Annotated in this window: 18 protein-coding genes; 8 read left to right on the top strand and 10 right to left on the bottom strand. The window is 63.7% G+C overall.

The genetic code is table 11. The features are described from left to right. Positions 1–35: 35 nt before the first annotated feature. The 5 genes from B0G83_RS05600 (at position 36) to B0G83_RS05580 (ending at position 6,327) form a co-directional block, all read left to right on the top strand. Complete coding sequence (locus B0G83_RS05600; RefSeq protein ID WP_105506378.1) at positions 36–977, top strand: glutaminase; 942 nt, start codon at positions 36–38, stop codon at positions 975–977. Positions 978–1,413: 436 nt separating this feature from the next. Further along, on the top strand, positions 1,414–2,487 hold the full coding sequence (locus B0G83_RS38045) for a hypothetical protein (protein WP_146120160.1): 1,074 nt from the start codon (positions 1,414–1,416) through the stop codon (positions 2,485–2,487). 690 nt (positions 2,488–3,177) lie between these two features. Further along, positions 3,178–4,041, top strand: a complete 864-nt coding sequence (locus B0G83_RS05590) for a PadR family transcriptional regulator (protein WP_105506602.1) — start codon at positions 3,178–3,180, stop codon at positions 4,039–4,041. Between the two features lie 154 nt (positions 4,042–4,195). Continuing rightward, positions 4,196–5,023, top strand: a complete 828-nt coding sequence (locus B0G83_RS05585; RefSeq protein WP_105506376.1) for a siderophore-interacting protein — start codon at positions 4,196–4,198, stop codon at positions 5,021–5,023. A gap of 47 nt (positions 5,024–5,070) precedes the next feature. Continuing rightward, complete coding sequence (locus B0G83_RS05580; protein WP_105506375.1) at positions 5,071–6,327, top strand: MFS transporter; 1,257 nt, start codon at positions 5,071–5,073, stop codon at positions 6,325–6,327. 91 nt (positions 6,328–6,418) lie between these two features. Here B0G83_RS05580 and B0G83_RS05575 read toward each other — a convergent pair whose 3' ends face one another. The 10 genes from B0G83_RS05575 to B0G83_RS05530 form a co-directional block, all read right to left on the bottom strand. Next, positions 6,419–7,504 carry an AI-2E family transporter gene (locus B0G83_RS05575; RefSeq protein ID WP_105506374.1) on the bottom strand — a complete coding sequence of 362 codons (1,086 nt, stop codon included), beginning with the start codon at positions 7,502–7,504 and terminating at the stop codon, positions 6,419–6,421. 154 nt (positions 7,505–7,658) lie between these two features. Continuing rightward, positions 7,659–7,901 carry a CsbD family protein gene (locus tag B0G83_RS05570; RefSeq protein ID WP_105506373.1) on the bottom strand — a complete coding sequence of 81 codons (243 nt, stop codon included), beginning with the start codon at positions 7,899–7,901 and terminating at the stop codon, positions 7,659–7,661. 90 nt (positions 7,902–7,991) lie between these two features. Continuing rightward, entirely contained in the window at positions 7,992–8,174 is a 183-nt protein-coding gene (locus B0G83_RS05565) for a CsbD family protein (RefSeq protein ID WP_105506601.1), read from the bottom strand. A 119-nt stretch (positions 8,175–8,293) separates the two neighbouring features. Next, on the bottom strand, positions 8,294–9,871 hold the full coding sequence (locus tag B0G83_RS05560; protein WP_105506372.1) for a helix-turn-helix transcriptional regulator: 1,578 nt from the start codon (positions 9,869–9,871) through the stop codon (positions 8,294–8,296). A 308-nt stretch (positions 9,872–10,179) separates the two neighbouring features. Next, a complete protein-coding gene (locus B0G83_RS05555; protein ID WP_105506371.1) occupies positions 10,180–11,319 on the bottom strand; it encodes an enoyl-CoA hydratase/isomerase family protein in 1,140 nt (379 codons plus the stop codon). Continuing rightward, a complete protein-coding gene (locus B0G83_RS05550) occupies positions 11,316–12,161 on the bottom strand; it encodes an enoyl-CoA hydratase (protein ID WP_105506370.1) in 846 nt (281 codons plus the stop codon). Before B0G83_RS05550 ends, B0G83_RS05555 begins: the two co-directional genes overlap by 4 nt. Then, positions 12,161–13,054: a 3-hydroxyisobutyrate dehydrogenase gene (gene mmsB / locus B0G83_RS05545; RefSeq protein WP_105506369.1), complete on the bottom strand. Its 894-nt coding sequence runs from the start codon at positions 13,052–13,054 to the stop codon at positions 12,161–12,163. Before mmsB ends, B0G83_RS05550 begins: the two co-directional genes overlap by 1 nt. Positions 13,055–13,106: 52 nt before the next feature. Continuing rightward, a complete protein-coding gene (locus tag B0G83_RS05540; RefSeq protein WP_105506368.1) occupies positions 13,107–14,636 on the bottom strand; it encodes a CoA-acylating methylmalonate-semialdehyde dehydrogenase in 1,530 nt (509 codons plus the stop codon). 59 nt (positions 14,637–14,695) lie between these two features. Next, the gene (locus B0G83_RS05535; protein ID WP_105506367.1) at positions 14,696–16,390 is read right to left on the bottom strand and encodes an AMP-binding protein; all 1,695 of its coding nucleotides are present in this window, start codon (positions 16,388–16,390) and stop codon (positions 14,696–14,698) included. 204 nt (positions 16,391–16,594) lie between these two features. Further along, positions 16,595–17,728, bottom strand: a complete 1,134-nt coding sequence (locus B0G83_RS05530) for an acyl-CoA dehydrogenase (protein ID WP_105506366.1) — start codon at positions 17,726–17,728, stop codon at positions 16,595–16,597. A gap of 244 nt (positions 17,729–17,972) precedes the next feature. Between B0G83_RS05530 and B0G83_RS05525 the strand changes: the two genes are divergently transcribed. From B0G83_RS05525 to B0G83_RS05515, 3 genes are all read left to right on the top strand, one after another. Further along, the gene (locus tag B0G83_RS05525; protein ID WP_258167716.1) at positions 17,973–19,061 is read left to right on the top strand and encodes an AraC family transcriptional regulator; all 1,089 of its coding nucleotides are present in this window, start codon (positions 17,973–17,975) and stop codon (positions 19,059–19,061) included. An 83-nt stretch (positions 19,062–19,144) separates the two neighbouring features. Then, positions 19,145–20,830, top strand: a complete 1,686-nt coding sequence (locus B0G83_RS05520) for a nodulation protein NfeD (protein WP_105506365.1) — start codon at positions 19,145–19,147, stop codon at positions 20,828–20,830. Continuing rightward, the gene (locus tag B0G83_RS05515) at positions 20,827–21,600 is read left to right on the top strand and encodes a slipin family protein (RefSeq protein WP_105506364.1); all 774 of its coding nucleotides are present in this window, start codon (positions 20,827–20,829) and stop codon (positions 21,598–21,600) included. Before B0G83_RS05520 ends, B0G83_RS05515 begins: the two co-directional genes overlap by 4 nt. Positions 21,601–21,626 lie beyond the last annotated feature (26 nt).

Below are 21,626 nucleotides of genomic sequence, written 5' to 3'. Positions count from 1 at the left end.
GGACCACGCTTTCTCCATGTGCCATTCATGCAGGCTTGCCAGTAGAATCGCGGCTCCAACGGTCCAAGCCCAATGAACTACGCATCCATCCTCGAACAGATCTGCGGCCCTATCTGGGCACCGGCAAGGTCGCCGATTACATCCCCGAACTCGCCAACGTCCCCGCCGATAGCTTCGGCATGGCGATCGTGACGGCGTCGGGCGAAGTATTCCGCACCGGCGAAGCCGACACGCGCTTTTCGATTCAGAGCATCTCCAAGCTGTTCGCCTGCACGATGGCGTTCCGGCTGCTCGGCGACGCGCTCTGGCAACGCGTGGGACGCGAACCATCCGGCAATGCGTTCAACTCGCTGGTCCAACTCGAAGCCGAGCAAGGCAAACCGCGCAATCCGTTCATCAATGCAGGCGCGCTGGTTGTCACCGACGTGTTGTGCCGCCGCTTCGTGCAAGCCGAAACCGCGCTGGTCGAATTCATGCGACGGCTCACGGGCGAAACCAGCATCGACTACGACTCGCGCGTCGCGCAATCGGAATTGCAGCACGCGCACCGCAACCGCGCGATGGCGCATTTCATGGCGAGCTTCGGCAACATGGAGATGCCGCCGGAGGTAGTGGTCGACGCTTACTGCCGTCAATGCGCGATCTCGATGAGTTGTGTCGAGCTCGCGAAAGCGGCGCTGTTTCTGACCCATCACGGGGTGGCACCGGCCACGGGCGAGCGGATTCTGGATACCAGTTCGGCCAAACGGCTTTCCGCGTTGATGTTGACATGCGGCACGTATGACGCGGCGGGCGATTTCGTCTATCGGGTCGGCTTGCCGGCGAAGAGCGGCGTGGGCGGCGGGATCGTGGCGGTGCTGCCAGGCGAGATGGCGGTGTGCGTGTGGTCGCCGGGGTTGGATAGCAATGGGAACTCGCTGGCGGGGGTATTGGCGCTCGAGTGGTTGACCACTTTTACGGGGCAGTCGATTTTTTAATAGCAGTTGGTCGTTCGCCAACAAAATGCGCGATATAAAACGTGCTGAAGGCCGACACAGGGCATGTATCTAATCCGCATATATCAATGTGCGCTATCTGAAGCGTCCCGAAAAGACGCCGCCATTTTCACAAGCCGTAATAATTGGTGAGTTGTTGTGAGTGCGGCAGTTATTCAGAATGGCGGGGCTCGCCATGTTATTAGTCTCGATCTTTGCGCGTCAAAGAACCATAGGTTGCAGGGTGAACGCCGACACGGTTCGTCGCCGAGTTCAGAATTATCAGAAAAGGGAACAACACATGCGGATTTATCTACGTACAGTTTTTGTGATGTGCTGCTGCGTATTTTTAAGTGCTTGCGGAGGTGGATCTGGCAACTCGAGCTCAACCGCCGCTACGACGTCGCCCGTCACCCTGGGAGCGGGTTCCAGCTTGACCATGACGGCAAACACATCGGTGAAGGTGCCTGCTGGGACTACCGTTACTGCGCCGAACGGCACGAGCGTAACGGTTGGCGGATCATCAGATACCATCATCACGCAGGCGGGCGCAGTGGTCAACGTACCCGCCAGTGCAACAGGGCCGGCAAACAATGTTGTCACAACGGGGCAGGCGCCCGGTAGCGGTCTTTCGACGTCCGCATTGTCAGTTACCAGCCTCGCCGGTTCGGCAACCACAAACGTGAATGTTGTCGACGGGACGGGAGCAGCCGCCGTTTTCTGGGGCGGTGGCCATCTTGCGATGGACTCGTCTGGCAACATTATTCTCTCCGATCGTGGCAGCCTGCGGAAGGTCACGCAGGCAGGAGTAGTCACCACACTGACGCCTCAAGGGTCTTGGGACGGCGTTGCCATCGATCCGTCTGGCGATATTTATGGGTCGGGATACGTCCAGGGAATTGCAGGCTCGCCGCCCACATTTGAAGCGTCGCTGCAAGAGTTCTCAGCTTCTGGCACCTACCAACAATTGTTCGCGAACTGGGAAAGCTCTAGCAGCAATTTTTCGGTCGGCACTGGCGGTCTCGCCATGGACAGCAAAGGCGCTCTGTTCCTTGCGGACGTCGCGAACAATCGCATCGTAAAGTTTAGCGTTGGCAGCAACACCTGGGCGGTTTTCTCAGGCAGTGGCACCAGCGGCAATCAGGATGGGGCAGGCACTGCCGCCACATTCACGCTCTATGCGTTGCCTGACCTTGCAATTGACAGCAACGACAACCTGTATGTGAGAAGTCTCGGCACGGTTCGAAAAATCGCGCCGGACGGCACCGTCACAACGATCACCAGCCAGTTGCAAACGGGAGGCCCGATCGCCGTCGATAAGTCGGGAAACATCTACACATCGGGTATTCAGGCGATCAACCGTATTGCCGGTGACGGCAGCGTCGTTTCGTATCCGTTCACAAACACGACGGATTTTATTACCTCAATGGTCACCGACAGCAGCGGCAATCTTTATGTCGGTACGCGAGGTATCGGAGCGCAGATCTTCAAGATCACGTTCCCAAATGACTGATCTTTCACTGTAGTTCATTTTGACTGAGCGCCAGCGTACTGGCGCTCGAGTGGTTGACCACGTTTACGGGCCAGTCGATTTTTTATTTTCATCGAATGCGAGGGGCGTGATCGGCTTCGCCATCACACCCCTCGCTGCAGTCACCGTTTATCCGGTGCGCTTCCCCAACCTCCTTCTGTGCCCCTCGTCCCACTTACGCGCTCATTCGCGTCGGCCTTAATTCGATCCAACCCGAGTTGAATCCACCCATCGTCTAACTGACGCGCCGCCGGCCTGCCCTGTCTCGCTCTCGTCGCTTCCTGAACTTGTCATCGCCACACAGGCAATCGCTCCCAGCGCACCTAAGAGATTCATTGAGCATCAGTGTCGTCTCAACAATGCCATTTCGTCATGAAATCGACGCCACGAGCGGCCGTATCGCAAAAAAGGTTTTGACAAACTATCTTTAGATATATATCTTACGATGCATCTTAAGACACAAACGGAGTACCCAAGATGCGTCATCATCACCGTTTTTCCCGTTCTCGCACCGCAAACGACACTATCCACACCGGCCATGAACGTGCGTCGCTGCATGCCTTGTGGCACGCACTCACCCGCCAGCATTCTGAGTATCGCGGTGAACGCGGTGAACGCGGCGACGGGTTCGAGCGCCGTCACGGCGAGCGGCACGAGTTTCAACGGGACGACCTGGGCCATGGCCGTCGTCACGAGTCCCATGGCGACGAACGCGGCCATCGCGGCCACCACACCTATGCCGATGAAGGACACGGCCACGGTCACGGTCAACGCGGCCGCCACGAGTCGCGCGGCGAAGCCCACGGCAGCAACCACGCCCACGGCCACCGCGGCCACGACCGCCTCTCACTCCACTCGCTGTGGCACGCCATCGGCGGCCATCATGAACATCGCGGCGGCGGCCGTGGTGGCCGCTTCGGCGGTGGCGGTGGCGGTGGCGGCGGCAACTTCGGCGGCGACGGCGACGGCTTCCCGCGCGGCCGCAAATTCAGCTCCGACGACCTGCAACTGCTGCTGATGTCGCTGATCGAAGCGCAGCCAAGCCACGGCTACGAACTGATCAAAGCGCTCGAAACGCGCTCGAACGGCTTCTACACACCGAGTCCCGGCATGGTCTATCCGGCACTCACGTATCTGGAAGAACTCGGCTACGTGACCGTACAACTCGAAGGCAATCGCAAGCGCTACGAGTTGTCGGACACAGGCCGCGACTATCTGGCCGCCAACCGGGACCGCATCGACCTGATGCTCGCGAAGCTTAGCCATTTCGCCCGCAAGATGGATTCGGTGCGCCGCGCGTTTGCCGGCGAAGAACCGGCCGACATCAGCGAAGGCGGCTGGCTGCCCGAGTTGACCGAAGCGCGACGCAAGCTGAAGAACATGCTGGTGCTGCGTGGCAACGCGTCGGCCGAAGAACAGCGCCGCATCGCCGTGATTCTGATGCGCGCGGCGCGAGAGATCGAAAGCGGCGCCCAGCCCGGCAACACAAGCAACGATCCGAGCGGGGAACCAGGCGGCGCCCAGCCCACCTCCTGAGATCGCGCCGTCCGTCTCCGCACTACGTTTTGCCTCCGCGAGAAGCCGCCGCCCCGTGTGCGCGCTCGCGTCAACCGACCAATCGCAACCCTGTTGCTTGACACCCGGGCAGGCACTGAAGCGCCAACCCGGGTCGACAAAGGAGTAATCCTCTATGCTGACCAACGATCACCGAGCCGACCTGGCAGTCCAGCGCGTACGGCATCCATTGAAGTTCCGTCTGCTGCAGGTCAAGCAGGTGCATGCGCTGACCCCGCATCTGATCCGCGTCACCTTCACCGGCGAGGATCTGCACGACTTCGTCTCCGCTTCGTTCGACGACCACATCAAGGTGTTTTTCCCCGAACCCGGCGCGGACCGGCCGGCGCTGCCGGAAGCCGGCCCCGACGGCCCGGTATTCCCGGCCGGCCAGCCGCGTCCCACCGCGCGCGATTTCACGCCACGCCGGTTCGACCGCGAAGCGCGCGAGCTCGACATCGAATTCGCGATGCACGAAGCTGGCCCCGCGGCCACGTGGGCGGCGCAAGCCAAAGTCGGCCAATATCTCGGCGTCGGCGGACCGCGTGGTTCGCTGGTGATTCCGACCGGCTTCGACTGGCATCTGCTGATCGGCGACGACACCGCCTTGCCAGCCATCGCTCGTCGCCTGGAAGAACTGCCGGCCGGCACGCGTGCGGCCGCGGTGATCGAAGTAGCGGATCCGTCCGCGCGCATCGAGTTCACCACGCGCGCCGAACTGCATCTGGTCTGGTGCTATCGCAACGAAACCGGCTATCGCGGCGAACCGTTGCTGCAAGCGGTCCGCGAAATCTACCTGCCCGAAGACGGCGAAGGCTACGTGTGGGCCGCCGGCGAATCGGCGACCATGCGCGCGGTGCGCTATCACCTGTGCACCGAACGCGGCGTCGATAAATCGCGCATTCGCGCGGCCAGCTACTGGAAACAGGGCGCCGTGGCAGTCCACGAGAACCTCGACGACTGAACCCAGCCGGCGCGCCAAGGACAACAACGACAACGAGGAATCAATCGATGTATTCAATCAGCAGCAAACACGAGCGCCATCTGCTATGGCTGCTCGCGCTGACGCAGTTCACCATCATCATGGACTTCATGGTGATGATGCCGCTCGGCCCGCAGATCATGCACACCTTCGCGATCACGCCGGCGGCATTCGCCACCGCCGTCTCCGCGTATTCATGGTGTTCGGGCCTGTCGGGACTGTTCGCGGCAACCTATATCGACCGCTTCGACCGCCGCCGCTTACTCCTGACCGTGTATGCGCTGTTCGCGTTGTCGAACCTCGCCTGCGCGCTTGCGAGCAGCTTCCCGTTGCTGCTGGCGGCACGAGCCTTCGCGGGTCTCACCGGCGGCGTGCTGGGCTCGGTGATCATGGCGATCGTCAGCGACGTGATTCCGGTGAATCGACGCGGCGCGGCGACCGGCACGATCATGACGGCCTTCTCGCTCGCGGCGATTGCGGGCGTGCCGGCCGGCGTGATGCTGGGCGCCCATTTCAGTTGGGCCGCGCCGTTCTTTCTGCTGGTGGTGTTGTCGCTCGTGGTCTGGGTGGTCGCCCAACAGCAGGTGCCGTCGCTTGCCGAGCACTTGAGCCGGCGTCCGCCGCCGCTCGCCGAAGTGCTGCCGGATCTGTGGCGGCTCCTGACCAACCCGCGCCACCTGAACGCGTTCGCGCTGACCCTCGTCATGATGGTCTCTCACATGCTGGTGATCCCGTTCATTTCGCCGGTGCTGGTCGCGAATCACGGCGTGGCGCCCGAACAGTTGTCCTGGCTGTATATGGCGGGCGGCGCGGCGACGTTCTTCACGTCGCGCCGGGTGGGCCGGCTCGCGGACCGCTACGGCACGCGGCGCGTGTTTCGGATCATGGCGGTGCTGTCGTTCCTGCCCGTGCTGTTTGTCACGCATCTGCCGGACCTGCCGTTCTACGGAATGGTGCTATTTTTCCCGTTCTTCATGGTTCTGCTGTCCGGGCGGATGGTGCCCATGCAGGCGCTGCTGACCACCGTGCCCGAGCCCGCGCGACGCGGCGCGTTCCTCAGCGCGAACAGCGCGATTCAGGCACTCAGCATGGGCTGCGGCGCATGGTTCGGCGGCTTGATGTTGAGCAATTCGCCGACCGGGCGAATCGACGGATACGGCACCGTGGGCGTGGTCGCGGTGGCCATTGCGTCGATCGGTTTGTTCTGGGTGTCCCGCGTGCATGGCTCGAAACATAATGCGCCGCCGCCGAGCGCGTTGCCGGCCGACGCGATCGGAGAAAGTTGATCCTCGAGCCGCTCCGCGCTTCCGGTCCAAAGCCTCCAAAGCGCGGAGCGACCCGCTCAGGCGGAAGAATCAACACGAGCCACGCCAACCGTCAATCGGTCTTACCCGTCAGTGCACGCCGCGCCGCTTCGCCTTCGGCGCGCGAAGCCGAGTAGAACACCCACGCGCGGCCCACAATGATCTTCAGCATCGCGATCACCGGCACGGCGAGAAAGATCCCCGCCACGCCGCCGAGCTGATCGCCAGCCAGCAAGCCGACAATCACCAGAAACGGGCTGACTTCCACCCCCTCGCTCATCAGATACGGATTGAGCACGTAGTCCTGGAACAGCCTGTACAGCGCGATGAAAATCACCAGCCACAGCAGATGCGGATAGCCGCTGAACACCGCCACCACCAGCGTGATCGCCACCGCGCCTAGCGGCCCGGCGAACGGCACGAACTCCAGCAAACCCGCGCTGACCGCGAGCAAAAACGCGTAAGGCACGCCGAGCAGCGAGAACGCAACGCCATAGCAGATCAACGTAGCCAGCGACAGAAATAGCAACGCTCGCACGTACTTCGACAACAGAACGTTCAGATCCGTGACGATCTCCGCCCACAAAACACGATGCCGGTCCGTCAGCAACGCGAGACACGCGTCGCGCATTTGCGGGCCTTCCTTGATGAGCAGAAAGCTCAAGATCGGAATCAGCACCAGATAGATCAGATTGCTCGCCGCATGCACGACGCCGAGGCCGACGCTACGCGCCATCGGCACCGCCTTGTCGGACCCGGTCTCGATCTGGCTGCGCACGAAGTCCACGATCCGTTCGCGCAACGGCTCCAGAAAATGCGGCAACGGAAGACGATTCGGCACATCGGATTTCATCAACTCGGGCAGCTGCGCGAACAGGTGGGAAGCCTGATCCTGTAACTGAACGCCGAAGATCGAGCCGACCACCGCGATTGCCGCGACCACCACCACGAACACCAGCGCGATCGACGCCACCCGCGGCACGCGTCGCGGCCGGATCCGTTCGACGAGATCGACCATCGGGTAAATCAGGTAGCTGAAGAAGACCGCGAACACGACCACCAGCACAACGGACGAAGCGGTATAGAGAACAAACAGCAGTAGCGCAATCAGAAACGCGGTCCAGACTTTTCTGGCCGTGGAGACATCGAATCCCAGCATGAACCTTCCTCGAATAGACGATGAGATCCGGCGCATCGACCGCGCCGGGAGCATCGGACAACCATCGGATCAATCAGGCACCGGCGGGGTTACACGGCGAAGCGCGCCGCGCGCCGCCGGTGCCGAACGCATCGGCCGACACGGCACGCGTAAATCACATCAGCTTGCCCAGTAGAAAGCCAACGCCGACCGCGATCAGCAGCGCGCCGATCGGATTGTTGCGGGCCGTTTCGGCGACATGGTCGACGCTGTCGCCGTATTTCGCCTGCGCCTTGCCGGCCAGTTGGCGGACTTTGCCTTCGGCCTGCAAATCCACGTCGCCGGTGAGTCCGCCAACGGCGTCCTGCACCTTGCCTGCGGCGTCTTTCACGGTGCCTTCGAGCTGGTTGGAATTCATCGTGTTTCTCCTAGATCAGGGTGAGCAAGCAGCCGGCGCCGGGGAGCGGCCGGCCATCACGGCGTGATACGCCGTCAGTTCGATAACGGCCTAGCGCTTCACGCGATCGCGCACCGCGTCCGCGGCCTCGCCGACTTTCGATTGCACCTTGCCCGCGAGCTTTTCCGCTGCGCCTTCGGCTTGCGTCGCGCGATTGCCGGTGACCTTGCCGATCGCTTCCTTCACGGAGCCCTTCACCTGTTTTGCCGCACCTTCCACGCGATTCTTGTCCATGACGGTTTCCTTGAAAAAGGTTGAGTTAACAACGCGTTGCTCATCGAACCACAACAGGAGCGACACCAGCACAGTTCGTTCCCGGCTGTTTCTCCAGCAAAAAACTCGCCTGAAACCACTTACGCCCCCTTCGCGCCTTTACGGCGCGGCGCGCTCCCCGGCGCGAGCCCAAAGTGCCCACGCGTCTGCGCCCACACAATCGCTTCGCCGCGACTATGCACGTCGAGCTTCGCGTAGATCGTGGCGACGTGGTTACGCACCGTATTCGGCGCCAGCCCGAGCTCACGCGCGATCTCCTTGTCCGCGAGACCGCCGCACAGGCAGGCGAACACGTCGCGCTCGCGGGCCGTCAGATCGGCGAGATGGCCGCCCGCGTCGGGCGCATTGGCGCGTCGCACATTGACGAGTTTTTCGATCAAGGTCTGGCTGAACCACGAGGCGTCCTGCATGACGGTTTCGATCGCGGTCACCAGTTCCATTTCGGAGCGCTTGCGCTCGGTGATATCGAGCAGAGTCATCAACACGCAATCCTTGCCGTGAATGCTGACCGCTTCCGCCGACACCAGGCAATTCAACGTCTCGCCGCCATGGCTCTTCACCAGAAATTCGACATTGCGCAAGCTGCCGGACTCGACCAGCGCCGCACTGATCCGCGCGCAGGCGTCGTCGGTCCAGAGCGGGCTCTGATCGAGCGGCTTGCCGAGCAATTCCTCCGAGCCAAAGCCGGTGGTTACGGTGAATGCGTCGTTGATATCGAGCGTGGTGTAGTCGTCGGCGACGAAGAGCGCGGTGGACACCGGCGTCATCCTGAACGACTTCTCGAAGCGTTCCTCGCTCTGGCGCAACGCGCTCTCCGCGCGCTTGCGCGGCTCCAGGTCCATGAACGTGAACAGCATGCAGGCCTCTTCGCCGATGTCGATCGGCTGGCCGGCCACCACCACGAACTTGGTGCCGCCTTCGGGCAGGCGCAGTACCGCTTCCATCTGCGGAATGGTCGCGCCTTCGCTGAGACGCTCGATCGCGAGTTCTCGTTTTTCAGCGCCTTCGAACACATCGAGCTCGTATACCGAGCGGCCGATCACGTCCTCGCGCGCATAGCCTGTCATTTCCAGAAAACCGAGGTTGACCTTGATATAGCGCTGGTCGCTCAACCGGCAGATCACGGCCGGCGCGGGATTCGCGTTGAAGGTCTTTTCGAAGCGCTTCTCGGCGTTCGCCCACTCGCTGGCGTCGTGCAGAATCAGCGCGAGGCAGTCGGGCTCGCCGCGCGCGTTGGTCAGCACGAGGCTGCGCACGCGGTGCACCCAGTTCACTTCGTCGTCGTGCGCGGGAAAAACCTCGACCACGACGTCGCTGAAGCACTCGCCCGCGACCACGCGCTCGATCGGATAACTGCCTTCGGGCAGCGGATGGTTATTGCGGTAGCGCAGCCGGAAGCGTTCGCGGTACTCGGTGACGTCGGCGCCCAGTTGCGCGATTTCGGCGATGCCGTGCATCTCCAGCGCGGCCTGATTGGCCCACACGATGGTCTGATCCGGCTCGACGAGAATCACGCCCTCGGTGAGCCCGGTGATGATCTGCTGCAACTGGCGACGATCGGTCTGCGAACGCAGCACTTTGTCGTCCGGCGGCGGCGCATCGTCCGCGGCGGGAGATTGCACCAGTGACGCCGGTGCAGCGGAAGTCGTGTCGGTCATTATGATTTTGCGCGCGCAAACCGTGCGCGATAGCCTGTCCAGACCGCAGAATCGCCGAAATCACGGCATTATGCCAATAGCCAATGCACCAAGTGGCCTGATGCAAGTGCACCAGGTGCACGGGGGAACAGGCCGGTCGCGTGAGCGAACCGGCAAACTTCACGCTTTTTCCGGGTCCGGCGCGGGCAAACTTCGGGACGAGCCGGTAGAAAGTACAAATGCGGCGCGATTGCCGCGCCGCCGGGCAGACCCATGCATCACGCCGCGACGCTGACCGGCGTCGCGCTAAACCTTGTCAATCGCGCCGGCTACGCCCCTAACCCGGCCAGCGGATGGGCCTCCCGCTTCCACGGCGAAGCCAGAAAATGCCGGACCCGCTCGGGCCGCACTTCGGCCAGTGTGGCCGGTGCCCAGCGTGGCTTGCGATCTTTATCGATCAATTGCGCCCGCACGCCCTCGCAGAAATCGCCTTCGTCGATTACGCGTTTGACAATGCCCAATTCCATGCGGAAACACTCGGCCAGCGTCATCTGCCGCCCGCGCAGCAGCGCCTCGCGCGTCACGTAGAGCATGGTGGGCGAATGACCGGCGAGCGCGTCGTAAGTGGCCTGCAGCCACTGCCTGACCTCGCGTGGCGGCTCGCGCTCCAGATCGTGGCGCAAGGTCGCGACCATGCGATCGATGCTCGAGCGCCGATCAAAATGCCGCAGAATCAGCTGCGTAAACGGCCCCACTGCCGCGTGCGGAATGATGTTGCACGGCGGTTCGAACACGCCGCGCAACGCGGCGAGCAGATCGCCGTCGTGCGGCATGCGCTGCAGGCGTTCCTCGAAGGTAGCGAGCCATTCCGCCGGCACGCACAGATCGGCCAGCTGCAGGCGCAACGCATCCGCGCCGGACAGCGTCGCGCCGGTCAGCCCGACATACAGCGCCAGTTCCGTCGGCATGGCGCCCAGAAAATGCGTCGCGCCGACATCGGGCAGAAAGCCGATGCGCGTCTCCGGCATCGCGATCTTGCTGCGCTCGGTGACGATGCGCAGCCGCGCCGCCTGGCCGAGACCCATGCCGCCACCCATCGTCACGCCGTCGAGCAGCGCGACCACCGGCTTCGGAAACGTATGCAGCGCGTAGTCGAGCCGGTATTCGTCGACGAAGAACGCGAGCCAGCGGCTGTCGGCGTTCTTCGCCAGCTTTTGCACTTCACGCACGTCGCCGCCGGCGCAGAAGCCTTTGGCGCCCGCGCCCTTCAGCACGAGCGCGACGATGCCATCGTCGCCACGGCAATGTTCGACCAGCACCGCGAGTTCGCGCACCATGGCATGCGACAGCGCATTCAACGCGGCCGGCCGGTTCAGCGTGATGATCGCCACGCGATTGACGACGCGAAACAGAATCTCGCGTTCCGCTTCGACGGGGGTGTCGAGCGTGGCGCTTTGCACGGCGCTCATCGATTCGTCTCCTGCACGGCTTGAGCGGAACCGCCGGTGTGGTCCGCGTGATCGACCTGCCGACCCTGTGCCCCCTGCCAGCGCGGCGCGCGTTTGTCGAGGAACGCGTTGACCCCTTCGCGCTGATCGGCGCCGTCGAACAGATCGACGAAACGTTCGCGTTCCAGCGCCAACGCCGCCGAGCGCGGCACGCCGTTGCGCCCCTGATGAATCAGCGTCTTGCTGAAACCGACCGCTTGCGGGCTCAGCGTCGCGACCCGCGCCGCCATGCTCAGCGCAGCCTCGCGCGCGGCGCCCTTCTCGACGACTTCCTCGACCAGACCAATGCGCAACGCGGTCGCCGCGTCGACGCGCTCGCCCGTGAGAATCATCCGCTTGGCCCAGCCTTCGCCGACCAGCCACGGCAGCGTTTGCGTGCCGCATCCGCAGGGCAGTAAGCCGACCGCTGTCTCGGGCAAGGCGAGCAACGCGTGCTGTTCCGCGATACGGATATCGCAAGCCAGCGCGCATTCGAGTCCACCGCCCATCGCGTAGCCGTTGATCGCCGCGATCACCACCGGCCGCGCGTTCTGCAAGGTCTCGAACGCCGCCCCGAAGCGCGCCGCCGCGGTGCGCGCGACTTCGCGGTTGCCGTCGGCGAAGGTGTTCAGATCGGCACCCGCGCTGAAAAACCTGGGACCGTCACCGGTGATCACGATGGCTCGCACGCGCGCCTCGACGTTCAGTCGCTCGACCGTCTGCTGCAATTGCAGCAAGCCCTCGGGCGTGAACGCGTTCGCGGGCGGCCGCTTCAGCGTCAGCAATGCGACGGCGCCGTCGTGCGCGTACTCGAGTTCGATCATTACGCTTCCCCGTCTTTACGATACAACTTGATGACGGCGGAAAAGTCGAGACGTCCCGCGCCTTTCGTACTCATGGTTTGATAGAGCTGCTGTGCGAGCGCGCCGAGATACACGGGTTGACGCGCGCCGCGGGCGGCGTCGGTGGCGAGGCCAAGGTCCTTGAGCATCAGGTCGGTGCCGAAGCCGCCCGTATAACCGCGCGTGGACGGCGCGGTTTCGACCACGCCGGGCATCGGGTTATACGTGTCCGAGCTCCAGCAACGCCCCGTCGACGTATTGATGATGCCGCCCAGCACCTTCGCGTCGATACCGAGCGCTTCGCCGAGCGACATTGCCTCGGCCACGCCCGCCATCGTGATGCCGAGCACCAGGTTGTTGCAGATCTTCGCGACCTGGCCGGTGCCGGTGTCGCCGCAATGCACGATGTTCTTGCCCATGGCCGACAGCACCGGCTTGACCTGTTCATACGCGCTCGCGCTGCCGCCCACCATGAAGGTCAGCGTGCCGGCCGTCGCGCCGCCGGTGCCGCCCGACACGGGCGCATCGACGAACGTGTTGCCGTGCTGGGCCGCGAGGGCGGCGAACTCTTTCACGCTGGCCGGATCGATCGTGCTCGAATCGATGATCGGCACGCCTTTGCCGATTGCCGAGAAGACGCCGTCTTCCGCCGTGAGCACGCTGCGCACATGCGCGGCGGCCGGCAGCATCGTAATCACGCATTCCATGTCGGTCACTGCCGCCTGCGGCGACGCCGCGGCTTTGGCGCCCGCGTCGACCAGCGCCTGCACCGCCTGCGCATTGAGGTCGAACACATTGACCGCGTGGCCGGCTTTCAGCAGGTTGTGCGCCATCGGCGCGCCCATGTTGCCGAGTCCGATGAAAGCTATTTTCATAATGTCGTCTCCGTCTGTTCGCGCGATCGTGATCGCCTGATCAAAGCCGCGCTCAGCGCAGGCTGATGGTCGTGTTGACGCCGTCGTTGACGGTGTCGTCGTCGAACCAGCGGGCCGTGACGGTCTTGGTCTGCGTATAGAACTGCACGACCTGTTTGCCGTACGGGCCGAGATCGCCGAGTTTCGAGCCGCGCGAACCCGTAAAGCTGAAGAACGGCACCGGCACCGGAATCGGAATGTTGATGCCGACCTGACCGATGTCGATCTCGCTCTGGAACTTGCGCGCTGCCGCGCCGCTCTGCGTGAACAGGCCCACGCCGTTGCCGAACGGGTTGCGGTTGACGAGCGCGATTGCGTCGTCGAGTGTGGCGGCATTCAGAATCACGAGCACCGGTCCGAAGATTTCCTGCGTGTAAATCCGCATCTCGGTCGTGACGTCGGTGAACACCGTCGGGCCGATGAAGTTGCCCTGCTCGTAGCCCGGCACCTTCACGTCGCGGCCGTCGAGCGCAAGCGTGGCGCCTTCTTTCACGCCCGCTTCGATCAGGTCGAGAATGCGTTGCTTCGCCGCGCGCGAGACCACCGGGCCGACATCCGTATTCGGCTCGCTGCCCGCATTGACCTTGAGCGTTTTCGCCTTCGCAACGATCTCCGGCACCCACTGCTGCGCCGCGCCCACCAGCACGACGACCGAAGTCGCCATGCAACGCTGCCCTGCCGCGCCAAAGCCGGCGCCGGCCAGCGCGTTCAGGGTTTGCTCGCGATTCGCGTCGGGCAGCACCACGGCGTGGTTCTTCGCGCCCATCATCGATTGCACGCGTTTGCCGTGTTCGCTGCCGAGGCGATACACGTGCGTGCCGACCGCCGTCGAGCCCACGAACGACACCGCTTTGATCAGCTCATGCGTGCACAACGCATCCACCACGTCCTTGCCGCCATGCACGACGTTCAGCACGCCCTTCGGAATTCCGGCTTGCAGCGCGAGTTCGACCAGTTGCATGGTCGACATCGGGTCCTGTTCGGACGGCTTCAGCACGAAGGTATTACCGCAGACGATCGCCATTGGGAACATCCACAGCGGGATCATGGCGGGGAAATTGAACGGCGTGATGCCGGCGCACACGCCGATCGGTTGACGCAGCGTGTACGTATCCACGCCGCCCGCGACGTTTTCCGCGAATTCGCCCTGCTGCAACGTACCGATCGAACACGCGTGCTCGACCACTTCCAGACCGCGGAAGATATCGCCTTCGGCATCCGGAATCGTCTTGCCCTGTTCGGCGCTCAACGTCTTCGCGATGCGCGGCATGTTCTCGCGAATCAACGCCTGGTACTTCAACATGATGCGCATGCGGGCGCCGATCGGCGTGTCCTTCCACGTCTTGAACGCGGCATGCGCGGCGCTGATCGCCTCGTTCACTTCGTCGGCGGTGGCGAACGGCACGCGCGCCAGCACTTCCTGGGTGGCGGGATTGACGATATCGCGCCATTCGGTGGTCTTCGATTCGACGAACTCGCCGTTGATCAGCAACTTGACGGTGGCCACTTCGTGCGCCGCCTGGTTCGAAGCAATTGCGTTCATGCTGGAACTCCTGTGCAGTGGCCGCGCGGCGGCCGGGCAGTAACTGGGAACGAAAAGAATCAACGCAGGTCCGGGAAATCCTCTTCCCAGTACTCGTCCGGCAGGCGCGCGGGTTCGGCTTCGCGCTCCATTTCGCGGCGTCGCAACTCGACGCGGCGAATCTTGCCGGAGATGGTTTTCGGCAGATCGCTGAATTGCAGACGGCGAATCCGTTTGTACGGAGCGAGCTTTTCGCGCGAAAACGCGAACACGGCGCGCGCGAGTTCCGGGCCGGCTTCGTAACCCTGACGCACGGTAACGAACGCTTTGGGCACCGAGAGACGAAGGGCGTCGGCGCTGGGCACTACCGCCGCCTCGCCGATCGCCTCGTGTTCGATCAGCACGCTTTCCAACTCGAATGGGCTCAGGCGGTAGTCGGACGATTTGAAAACGTCGTCGACACGGCCGACATAGACGTAGTAGCCATCGTCGCGGCGCAATGCGACATCCGAAGTCCGGTAGAAGCCGTTGCGCATGGCTTGCGCGGTGGCGTCGGCGTTATTGGCGTAACCCGTCATCAGGCCCAGCGGACGCGCGCCGTTGAGCGGCAGCGCGATTTCGCCTTCGCCGACGGGTTGATCGTCGGCGTCGATCAGTTCGATCCTGTAGCCGGGCAACGGACGTCCCATCGATCCGGCGACCACCGGTTGTCCCGGCGAGTTGCCGATCTGGCAGGTCGTTTCGGTCTGGCCGAAACCGTCGCGTATCGTGATGCCCCACGCGTGCTTCACGCGTTCGATGATCTCGGGATTCAACGGCTCGCCCGCGCCGACGATCTCGCGCAGCTTGACCGGATAGTCGGTCAGATGCTCCTGCACCAGCATGCGCCAGACGGTGGGCGGCGCGCACAGCGTGGTGACGTTGAACCGCACCAGCACGTTGAGCGTGTCTTTCGGCACGAAGCGCGGGAAGTTGAACACGAACACGCAGGCCTGCGCATTCCACGGCGCGAAGAAGCAGCTCCACGCGTGCTTGGCCCAACCCGGCGAACTGATGTTCCAATGGATGTCGTTCGGTTGCAGACCGATCCAGTACATGGTCGACAGATGCCCAACCGGATAGCTTTGATGCGTATGTTCGACCAGCTTCGGCTTCGAGGTCGTGCCCGACGTGAAGTACAGCAGCAGCGGATCGGTGGCGAGCGTCACGCCCTGCGGGGTGAAGTGCGGCGACGCCTCGTAGGCCGCGGCAAGATCGCGCCAGCCGTCGCGCGGTGCGCCGACCGAGATGCGCGTGAGCGGCGTGTCGAGCGCGTCGAATTTGCTCAATTCCGCGCTGTCGACCACCACGAATTTTGCGCCGCCGATCTGCACGCGGTCGCGCACGTCGTCGGCGGATAGCTGCGTGGTGGCGGGCAGCACGATCGCGCCGAGCTTCATGGCGGCGAGCATCACGTCCCAGAGTTCGACGCGGTTCGGCAACATCAGCAGCAGACGGTCGCCGCGTCCCACGCCAACACCACGCAGGTAGTTCGCCATGCGCGACGAGCGCTCCGACATCTGCGCGTACGACAGGCGCAGGCCGTCGCCGCTCGGGTCGTCGACGATCCACAGCGCCGGGTTGTGATTGTCGCGCGCGATCACGTCGAAGTAGTCCAGCGCCCAGTTGAACTCGCCCAACGCCGGCCACTTGAATTCGCGGTATGCCCGGTCGTAGTCGGTTCGATGGCGCAGTAGGAAGTCGCGCGCGTCGAAGAAACCTTTCGCTGCCGTCATCGTCGTCTCCTGTGTCGACCCGGGTTGGCGTGGGCGCCGACTCGGGTCGCATTGGTGGCGCGCTATGCGCTCCATTTTTTTGGCTTTGCTGCGTTGCTGCTTTATTGCTTTGTTTTTTTGCCGCTTTGCACCCACGCGCCGACTGCCTCGCGCATCGGCTTCGCGGTCAAACTATTTTGCGCTCAAACGCCGCCTGCTTCGCGTTTAAACATTGCGCGCGATCACCATACGCTGCACTTCGCTGGTTCCTTCGTAAATCTGCGTGATGCGGGCATCGCGATAGTGACGCTCCACGGCATAGTCTTCCAGGTAACCGTAGCCGCCGTGAATCTGGATCGCCTTCGAACAGATCTGCTCGGCCGCTTCCGACGCGAACAGTTTTGCCTGCGACGCCTCCGACAAACACGGCAACCCTTCCGTGCGCAAACGCGCCGCGTGATGCACCAGCAGCCGCGCGGCGTTCAATTGTGTGGTCATGTCGGCGAGCATGGACGCGATGGCCTGGTGATCCTTGATCGCCTTACCGAACTGCATGCGTTCGCTTGCGTAAAGACGCGCGGCGTCGAACGCGGCCCGCGCAATGCCGACCGCCTGTGCGGCAATGCCGATCCGCCCGCCTTCCAGATTCGACAGCGCGATGCGCAAGCCCTCGCCCGGCTCGCCGAGCAGGTTTTCTTCCGGCACCGCGCACTCGTCGAGCGAGATCGGGCAGGTGTCGGACGCGCGAATACCGAGCTTGTGCTCCGGCTTGCCGACGTTGAAGCCCGGCGTATCGGTCGGCACGATAAAGGCCGACAAGCCACGTTTGCCGAGCTCGGGATCGGTGACAGCGAATACGATCGCGATATCGGCGCGCGAGCCGTTGGTCACGAACTGCTTGCTGCCGTTGAGGATCCACTTGCCGTCCTGCAACACGGCGCGGGTGCGCAGATTGTTCGCCTCGGAACCCGCCTGCGGCTCGGTCAGGCAGAACGCGCCGATCGTGCGGCCGGCCGCGAGGTCTTGCAGATAGCGGTCTTTCTGCGCCTGGGTGCCGAACTTGAGAATCGGTCCGCAACCGACCGAGTTATGCACGCTCATCAGCGTGGCGCACGAGGCGCAGCCGGCCGCGATCTCTTCGATTGCGAGCGCGTAGGCCACGTAGTCGGTGTACGAGCCGCCCCATTCCGCCGGCACGATCATGCCGAGCAAGCCGAGCTCGCCCATCTGCGTGACGATCTCCGCGGGCAATTGCGCTTCGCGGTCCCATTGCGCCGCGTGCGGCGCGAGTTGTTCTGTGGCGAAATCACGCGCGGCGTCGCGGATCATTCGTTGGTCTTCGGTGTAGAAGCTGTCCATGGCGCTCGATCCTGTCTGGTCCGTCTGATCGCGGTGGAAGCCTGTCCCCTGAGCCGGCCGCGATCTCATGGAAGATAAGTGTAGGCAAGCCGCTGGACAGGTTCGATGCTCAGCCCGATCATTCTCGCTGAGCGCATTTGCCATACTGATACTATGCAAGCCCGATTCCACCCGCAAGTTCAAGGGCTTGACGCGTCGTCACAAGGAAAATGTTGAGCGCTTTTGCCAGCTTGAGCAGACTCAGATGAAAAACGACAAGGGCACGATTTCCGTCAGCATGGTCGGGGAAACCCTGGCGCTGGCGCGCGCGAGCGGCTTCGACGCGCTGCCGCTGGCCGAAGCGACCGGCATCGCGGCGGCGCTGCTGGCTTCGCCGAAGAGCCGCGTGTCGGCGGCGCAATACGGTGCGCTGTGGGCCGGCATCGCGCGTGCACTGGACGATGAGTTTTTCGGCCAGGATTCGCATCGCATGAAAAGCGGCAGCTTCATCGCGATGACGCAGACCGCGCTGACCGCGCGCAACGGCGCGCAGGCGCTCGCGCGGGCGGTCGGTTTCATGCGGCTGGTGCTGGACGATCTCGGCGCGCGCATCGAAACCGATGCGCAGCGCGTGAGGCTGCGTTTCGTTGAGCGCGAGGGCGCCAAGCCACCGGCCATGTTTGCCTATGCGACGTGGTTCATCCTCGTTTATGGGCTGCTGTGCTGGCTGGTGGGGCGGCGCATTCCATTGTTCGAGGCGCGTTTTCGCTGCGCCGAGCCGCCCGCCGCGCGCGAATATCGGTTGATTTTCTGCGACGAGATGCACTTCGATCAGGCCGAGTCTTATGTCGATCTGTCACCCGCGTTTCTCGAACTGCCTGTCATTCAAACCACCAAGTCGGTTAAGCCCTTCCTGCGCGACGCGCCCGGCAGTTTTATCGTCAAGTACCGCAATGCGGGTTCGCTCGCGGTGCGCGTGCGCAAGATGCTGCGCGCGCTGCCGATGTCCGGCTGGCCTGCCGCGGACCGGATGGCCGAGCGATTGAACGTCGCCGAGGCGACCATGCGGCGGCATCTGAAGCAGGAAGGCTATACGTATCAGTCGATCAAGGACGACCTGCGGCGCGACATCGCCATCGGCGAGTTGCAGGATACGGACCGCACGATCGCCGATATTGCCGCGTCGGTGGGATTTGCCGAGCCGAGCGCGTTTCACCGGGCGTTTCGGAAGTGGACGGGAATGCGGCCGACGGATTATCGGCCGGGTGTGGGCGGGGCTGGTGTGGCCGCTCCGGCGACCAGGACACCAGGCGCGGCGCGCGGCGATTTCACGCGGCGCGCGGAATCGGACTAAGCTGTAAAGAGCAGGCCTGCCTTACCAGAGGGTTCGGCCCGCGCCGCTCGCATCCTGTCGTCGCGGCGCGGCAGCCGTCAGCGATGAGCACGTATCCGCGTCTCCCGTTCCGGCAGTCCGGCTCGCACATGCCGCTTATCCGCGGCGCTGTCGTGAGCCGGTTGATGCGCGGCATGACCGCGCTCGGCGTGCTTTTGGCCCTTGGTTTCGCATCGTGCGAAACGCTGGCGCCGCTGCGGGCCGATGCGGCGGTGACAAGCACGGCGGCGCCTGGCAGCGTGGTGGTGATTCCGGTGGATGGCGCGATCGATCCGGCGAGTGCGGACTTCATCGTACGCAGCCTGCAACGCGCCGCCGAACAGCGCGCGCAACTCGCCGTGCTGCAACTCGATACCCCCGGCGGTCTCGACACGTCGATGCGGCAGATCATCAAGGCGATTCTGGCGTCGCCGGTCCCGGTAGCCACGTTCATCGCGCCAAGCGGGGCGCGGGCCGCCAGTGCCGGTACGTATATCGTCTATGCGAGCCATATCGCGGCGATGGCGCCGGGCACCAACCTCGGCGCGGCGACACCGATTCAAATGGGGATGGGCGGTGCGGAGCCGCCTGCGGGCGGTGGAATGCCGGGGTTGCCGGGTAACGGTGCGGGTAACGGTGCGGGTGCGGGTGCGGGTGCGGGTGCGGGTTCAACGAATACCGGTTCAGCGGCTGCCAGCGCCCCGTCAGGCGCGTCTGCTCCCGTCAACGCCAACGCCCTTCCCCTCGACACCCAATCGACCGAACTCCGTAAGCAGGTCCATGACGCCGCCGCTTACATCCGCGGCCTCGCGCAAATGCGCGGGCGCAACGCCGACTGGGCCGAGCGCGCGGTACGCGAAGCCGTCAGCCTGTCGGCCGCCGAAGCGCTCGCACAACACGTGGTCGATCTGAACGCGCGCGACCTCCCCGACCTGCTGCGCCAGCTCGACGGCCGCAAGGTCACCACCCGCGGCGGCGACGTCACGCTCGACACCGCCCGCGCCCCGATCGTCACGCTCGAAGCCGACTGGCGCAGCCGCTTCCTCGCCGTCATCACCGATCCCAACGTGGCGCTCGTCCTGCTGATGATCGGCATGTACGGCCTGTTTTTCGAATTCGCCAATCCGGGCTTCGTGCTACCAGGCGTGGTCGGCGCGATCAGTCTGCTGATGGGCCTGTTCGCGATGCAAATGCTGCCGGTCAACTACGTCGGCCTCGGTCTGATCTTTCTCGGCATCGCGTTTCTGATCGGCGAGGCGTTCCTGCCGACCTTCGGCTCGCTCGGTTTCGGCGGCGTGGTGGCGTTCGTGATCGGCGCGTTGATGCTGATCGATACCGACGTGCCCGGCTACGGCATTCCGCTGCCGATGATAGCCGCCGTCGTCGTATTCAGCGTGCTGTTCGTGCTCGGCGTGTCGCGGCTTGCCTTGCGTGCAAGGCGACGGCCGGTGGTAACGGGAGCGGAAGCGTTGATCGGCAGTATCGGTGTGGTACTCGACGGTGGGCTGCTGCCGGAAAAACCCGCTGCATACGCGCCGGAAAGACCCCCGACCAACCCCACCGCGCCGCTCCCCGAAACCACGACCGCCCACGCCCCGCTCGCCGGCTGGGCGCAGGTGCATGGCGAACGCTGGCGGGTGTCCAGCGCAGCCCCGGTTGCGGCGGGCCACTTCGTGCGGGTCACCGCGCGGCACGGCCTGACGCTCACCGTGGTGCCGGCGGAAGGGCGACAACAAGGAGAACGCTCATGATCGGTTTCACATTCGGCTTCACCAGCATTCTGATTCTGCTGGTGGCCGCGCTGATTGCTTCATCGATACGGATTTTTCGCGAGTACGAACGCGGCGTCGTGTTCATGCTCGGGCGCTTCTGGAAGGTCAAGGGGCCGGGCCTCGTCCTTATCATCCCGATCGTGCAGCAGGCGGTACGCATGGACCTGCGCACCGTCGTCTTCGACGTGCCGCCGCAGGACGTCATCACGCGCGACAACGTCTCGGTGAAGGTCAACGCCGTGGTGTATTTTCGCGTCGTCGATCCGGAGAAGGCGGTGATTCAGGTGGCGCGTTACTTCGAGGCGACCAGCCAGTTATCGCAGACCACGCTACGCGCGGTGCTCGGCAAACACGAACTCGACGAACTGCTGGCCGATCGCGAACAATTGAACGCCGACATCCAGAAAGTGCTCGACGCGCAGACCGACGCGTGGGGTATCAAAGTATCGATCGTCGAGATCAAGCACGTGGACATCAACGAAACGATGATTCGCGCGATTGCCCGTCAGGCCGAAGCCGAGCGCGAACGGCGCGCCAAGGTGATTCACGCCGAAGGCGAATTGCAGGCCTCGCAGCATCTGCTGGAAGCGGCGCAGACGCTGGCGCGGCAACCGCAGGCCATGCAGCTGCGCTATCTGCAAACCCTCACGACGATCGCCGCCGACAAGAATTCGACCATCGTATTCCCGCTGCCAATCGACCTGTTGAGCGCGGTGCTGGATCGCTTCAGCAAGCCGTCAGGGCCGTGAGGTGCCGATTGAGCCGTGAAGTGAAA

It is taken from the genome of Paraburkholderia sp. BL21I4N1 (assembly GCF_002973525.1).
Classification (GTDB): domain Bacteria; phylum Pseudomonadota; class Gammaproteobacteria; order Burkholderiales; family Burkholderiaceae; genus Paraburkholderia.
Note: the sequence above shows the minus strand (reverse complement) of the source record. Positions and strands in the feature narration are given on the sequence as shown.

Bases quoted from the DNA above. Each gene is read 5' to 3' on its own strand.
- B0G83_RS38045 (WP_146120160.1), top strand. From the start codon at position 1,414: ATGACGGCAAACACATCGGTGAAGGTGCCTGCTGGGACTACCGTTACT.
- B0G83_RS05585 (WP_105506376.1), top strand. From the start codon at position 4,196: ATGCTGACCAACGATCACCGAGCCGACCTGGCAGTCCAGCGCGTACGG.
- B0G83_RS05580 (WP_105506375.1), top strand. From the start codon at position 5,071: ATGTATTCAATCAGCAGCAAACACGAGCGCCATCTGCTATGGCTGCTC.
- B0G83_RS05575 (WP_105506374.1), bottom strand. From the start codon at position 7,504: ATGCTGGGATTCGATGTCTCCACGGCCAGAAAAGTCTGGACCGCGTTT.
- B0G83_RS05570 (WP_105506373.1), bottom strand. From the start codon at position 7,901: ATGAATTCCAACCAGCTCGAAGGCACCGTGAAAGACGCCGCAGGCAAG.
- B0G83_RS05565 (WP_105506601.1), bottom strand. From the start codon at position 8,174: ATGGACAAGAATCGCGTGGAAGGTGCGGCAAAACAGGTGAAGGGCTCC.
- B0G83_RS05560 (WP_105506372.1), bottom strand. From the start codon at position 9,871: ATGACCGACACGACTTCCGCTGCACCGGCGTCACTGGTGCAATCTCCC.
- B0G83_RS05555 (WP_105506371.1), bottom strand. From the start codon at position 11,319: ATGAGCGCCGTGCAAAGCGCCACGCTCGACACCCCCGTCGAAGCGGAA.
- B0G83_RS05550 (WP_105506370.1), bottom strand. From the start codon at position 12,161: ATGATCGAACTCGAGTACGCGCACGACGGCGCCGTCGCATTGCTGACG.
- mmsB (WP_105506369.1), bottom strand. From the start codon at position 13,054: ATGAAAATAGCTTTCATCGGACTCGGCAACATGGGCGCGCCGATGGCG.
- B0G83_RS05540 (WP_105506368.1), bottom strand. From the start codon at position 14,636: ATGAACGCAATTGCTTCGAACCAGGCGGCGCACGAAGTGGCCACCGTC.
- B0G83_RS05535 (WP_105506367.1), bottom strand. From the start codon at position 16,390: ATGACGGCAGCGAAAGGTTTCTTCGACGCGCGCGACTTCCTACTGCGC.
- B0G83_RS05530 (WP_105506366.1), bottom strand. From the start codon at position 17,728: ATGGACAGCTTCTACACCGAAGACCAACGAATGATCCGCGACGCCGCG.
- B0G83_RS05525 (WP_258167716.1), top strand. From the start codon at position 17,973: ATGAAAAACGACAAGGGCACGATTTCCGTCAGCATGGTCGGGGAAACC.
- B0G83_RS05520 (WP_105506365.1), top strand. From the start codon at position 19,145: ATGAGCACGTATCCGCGTCTCCCGTTCCGGCAGTCCGGCTCGCACATG.
- B0G83_RS05515 (WP_105506364.1), top strand. From the start codon at position 20,827: ATGATCGGTTTCACATTCGGCTTCACCAGCATTCTGATTCTGCTGGTG.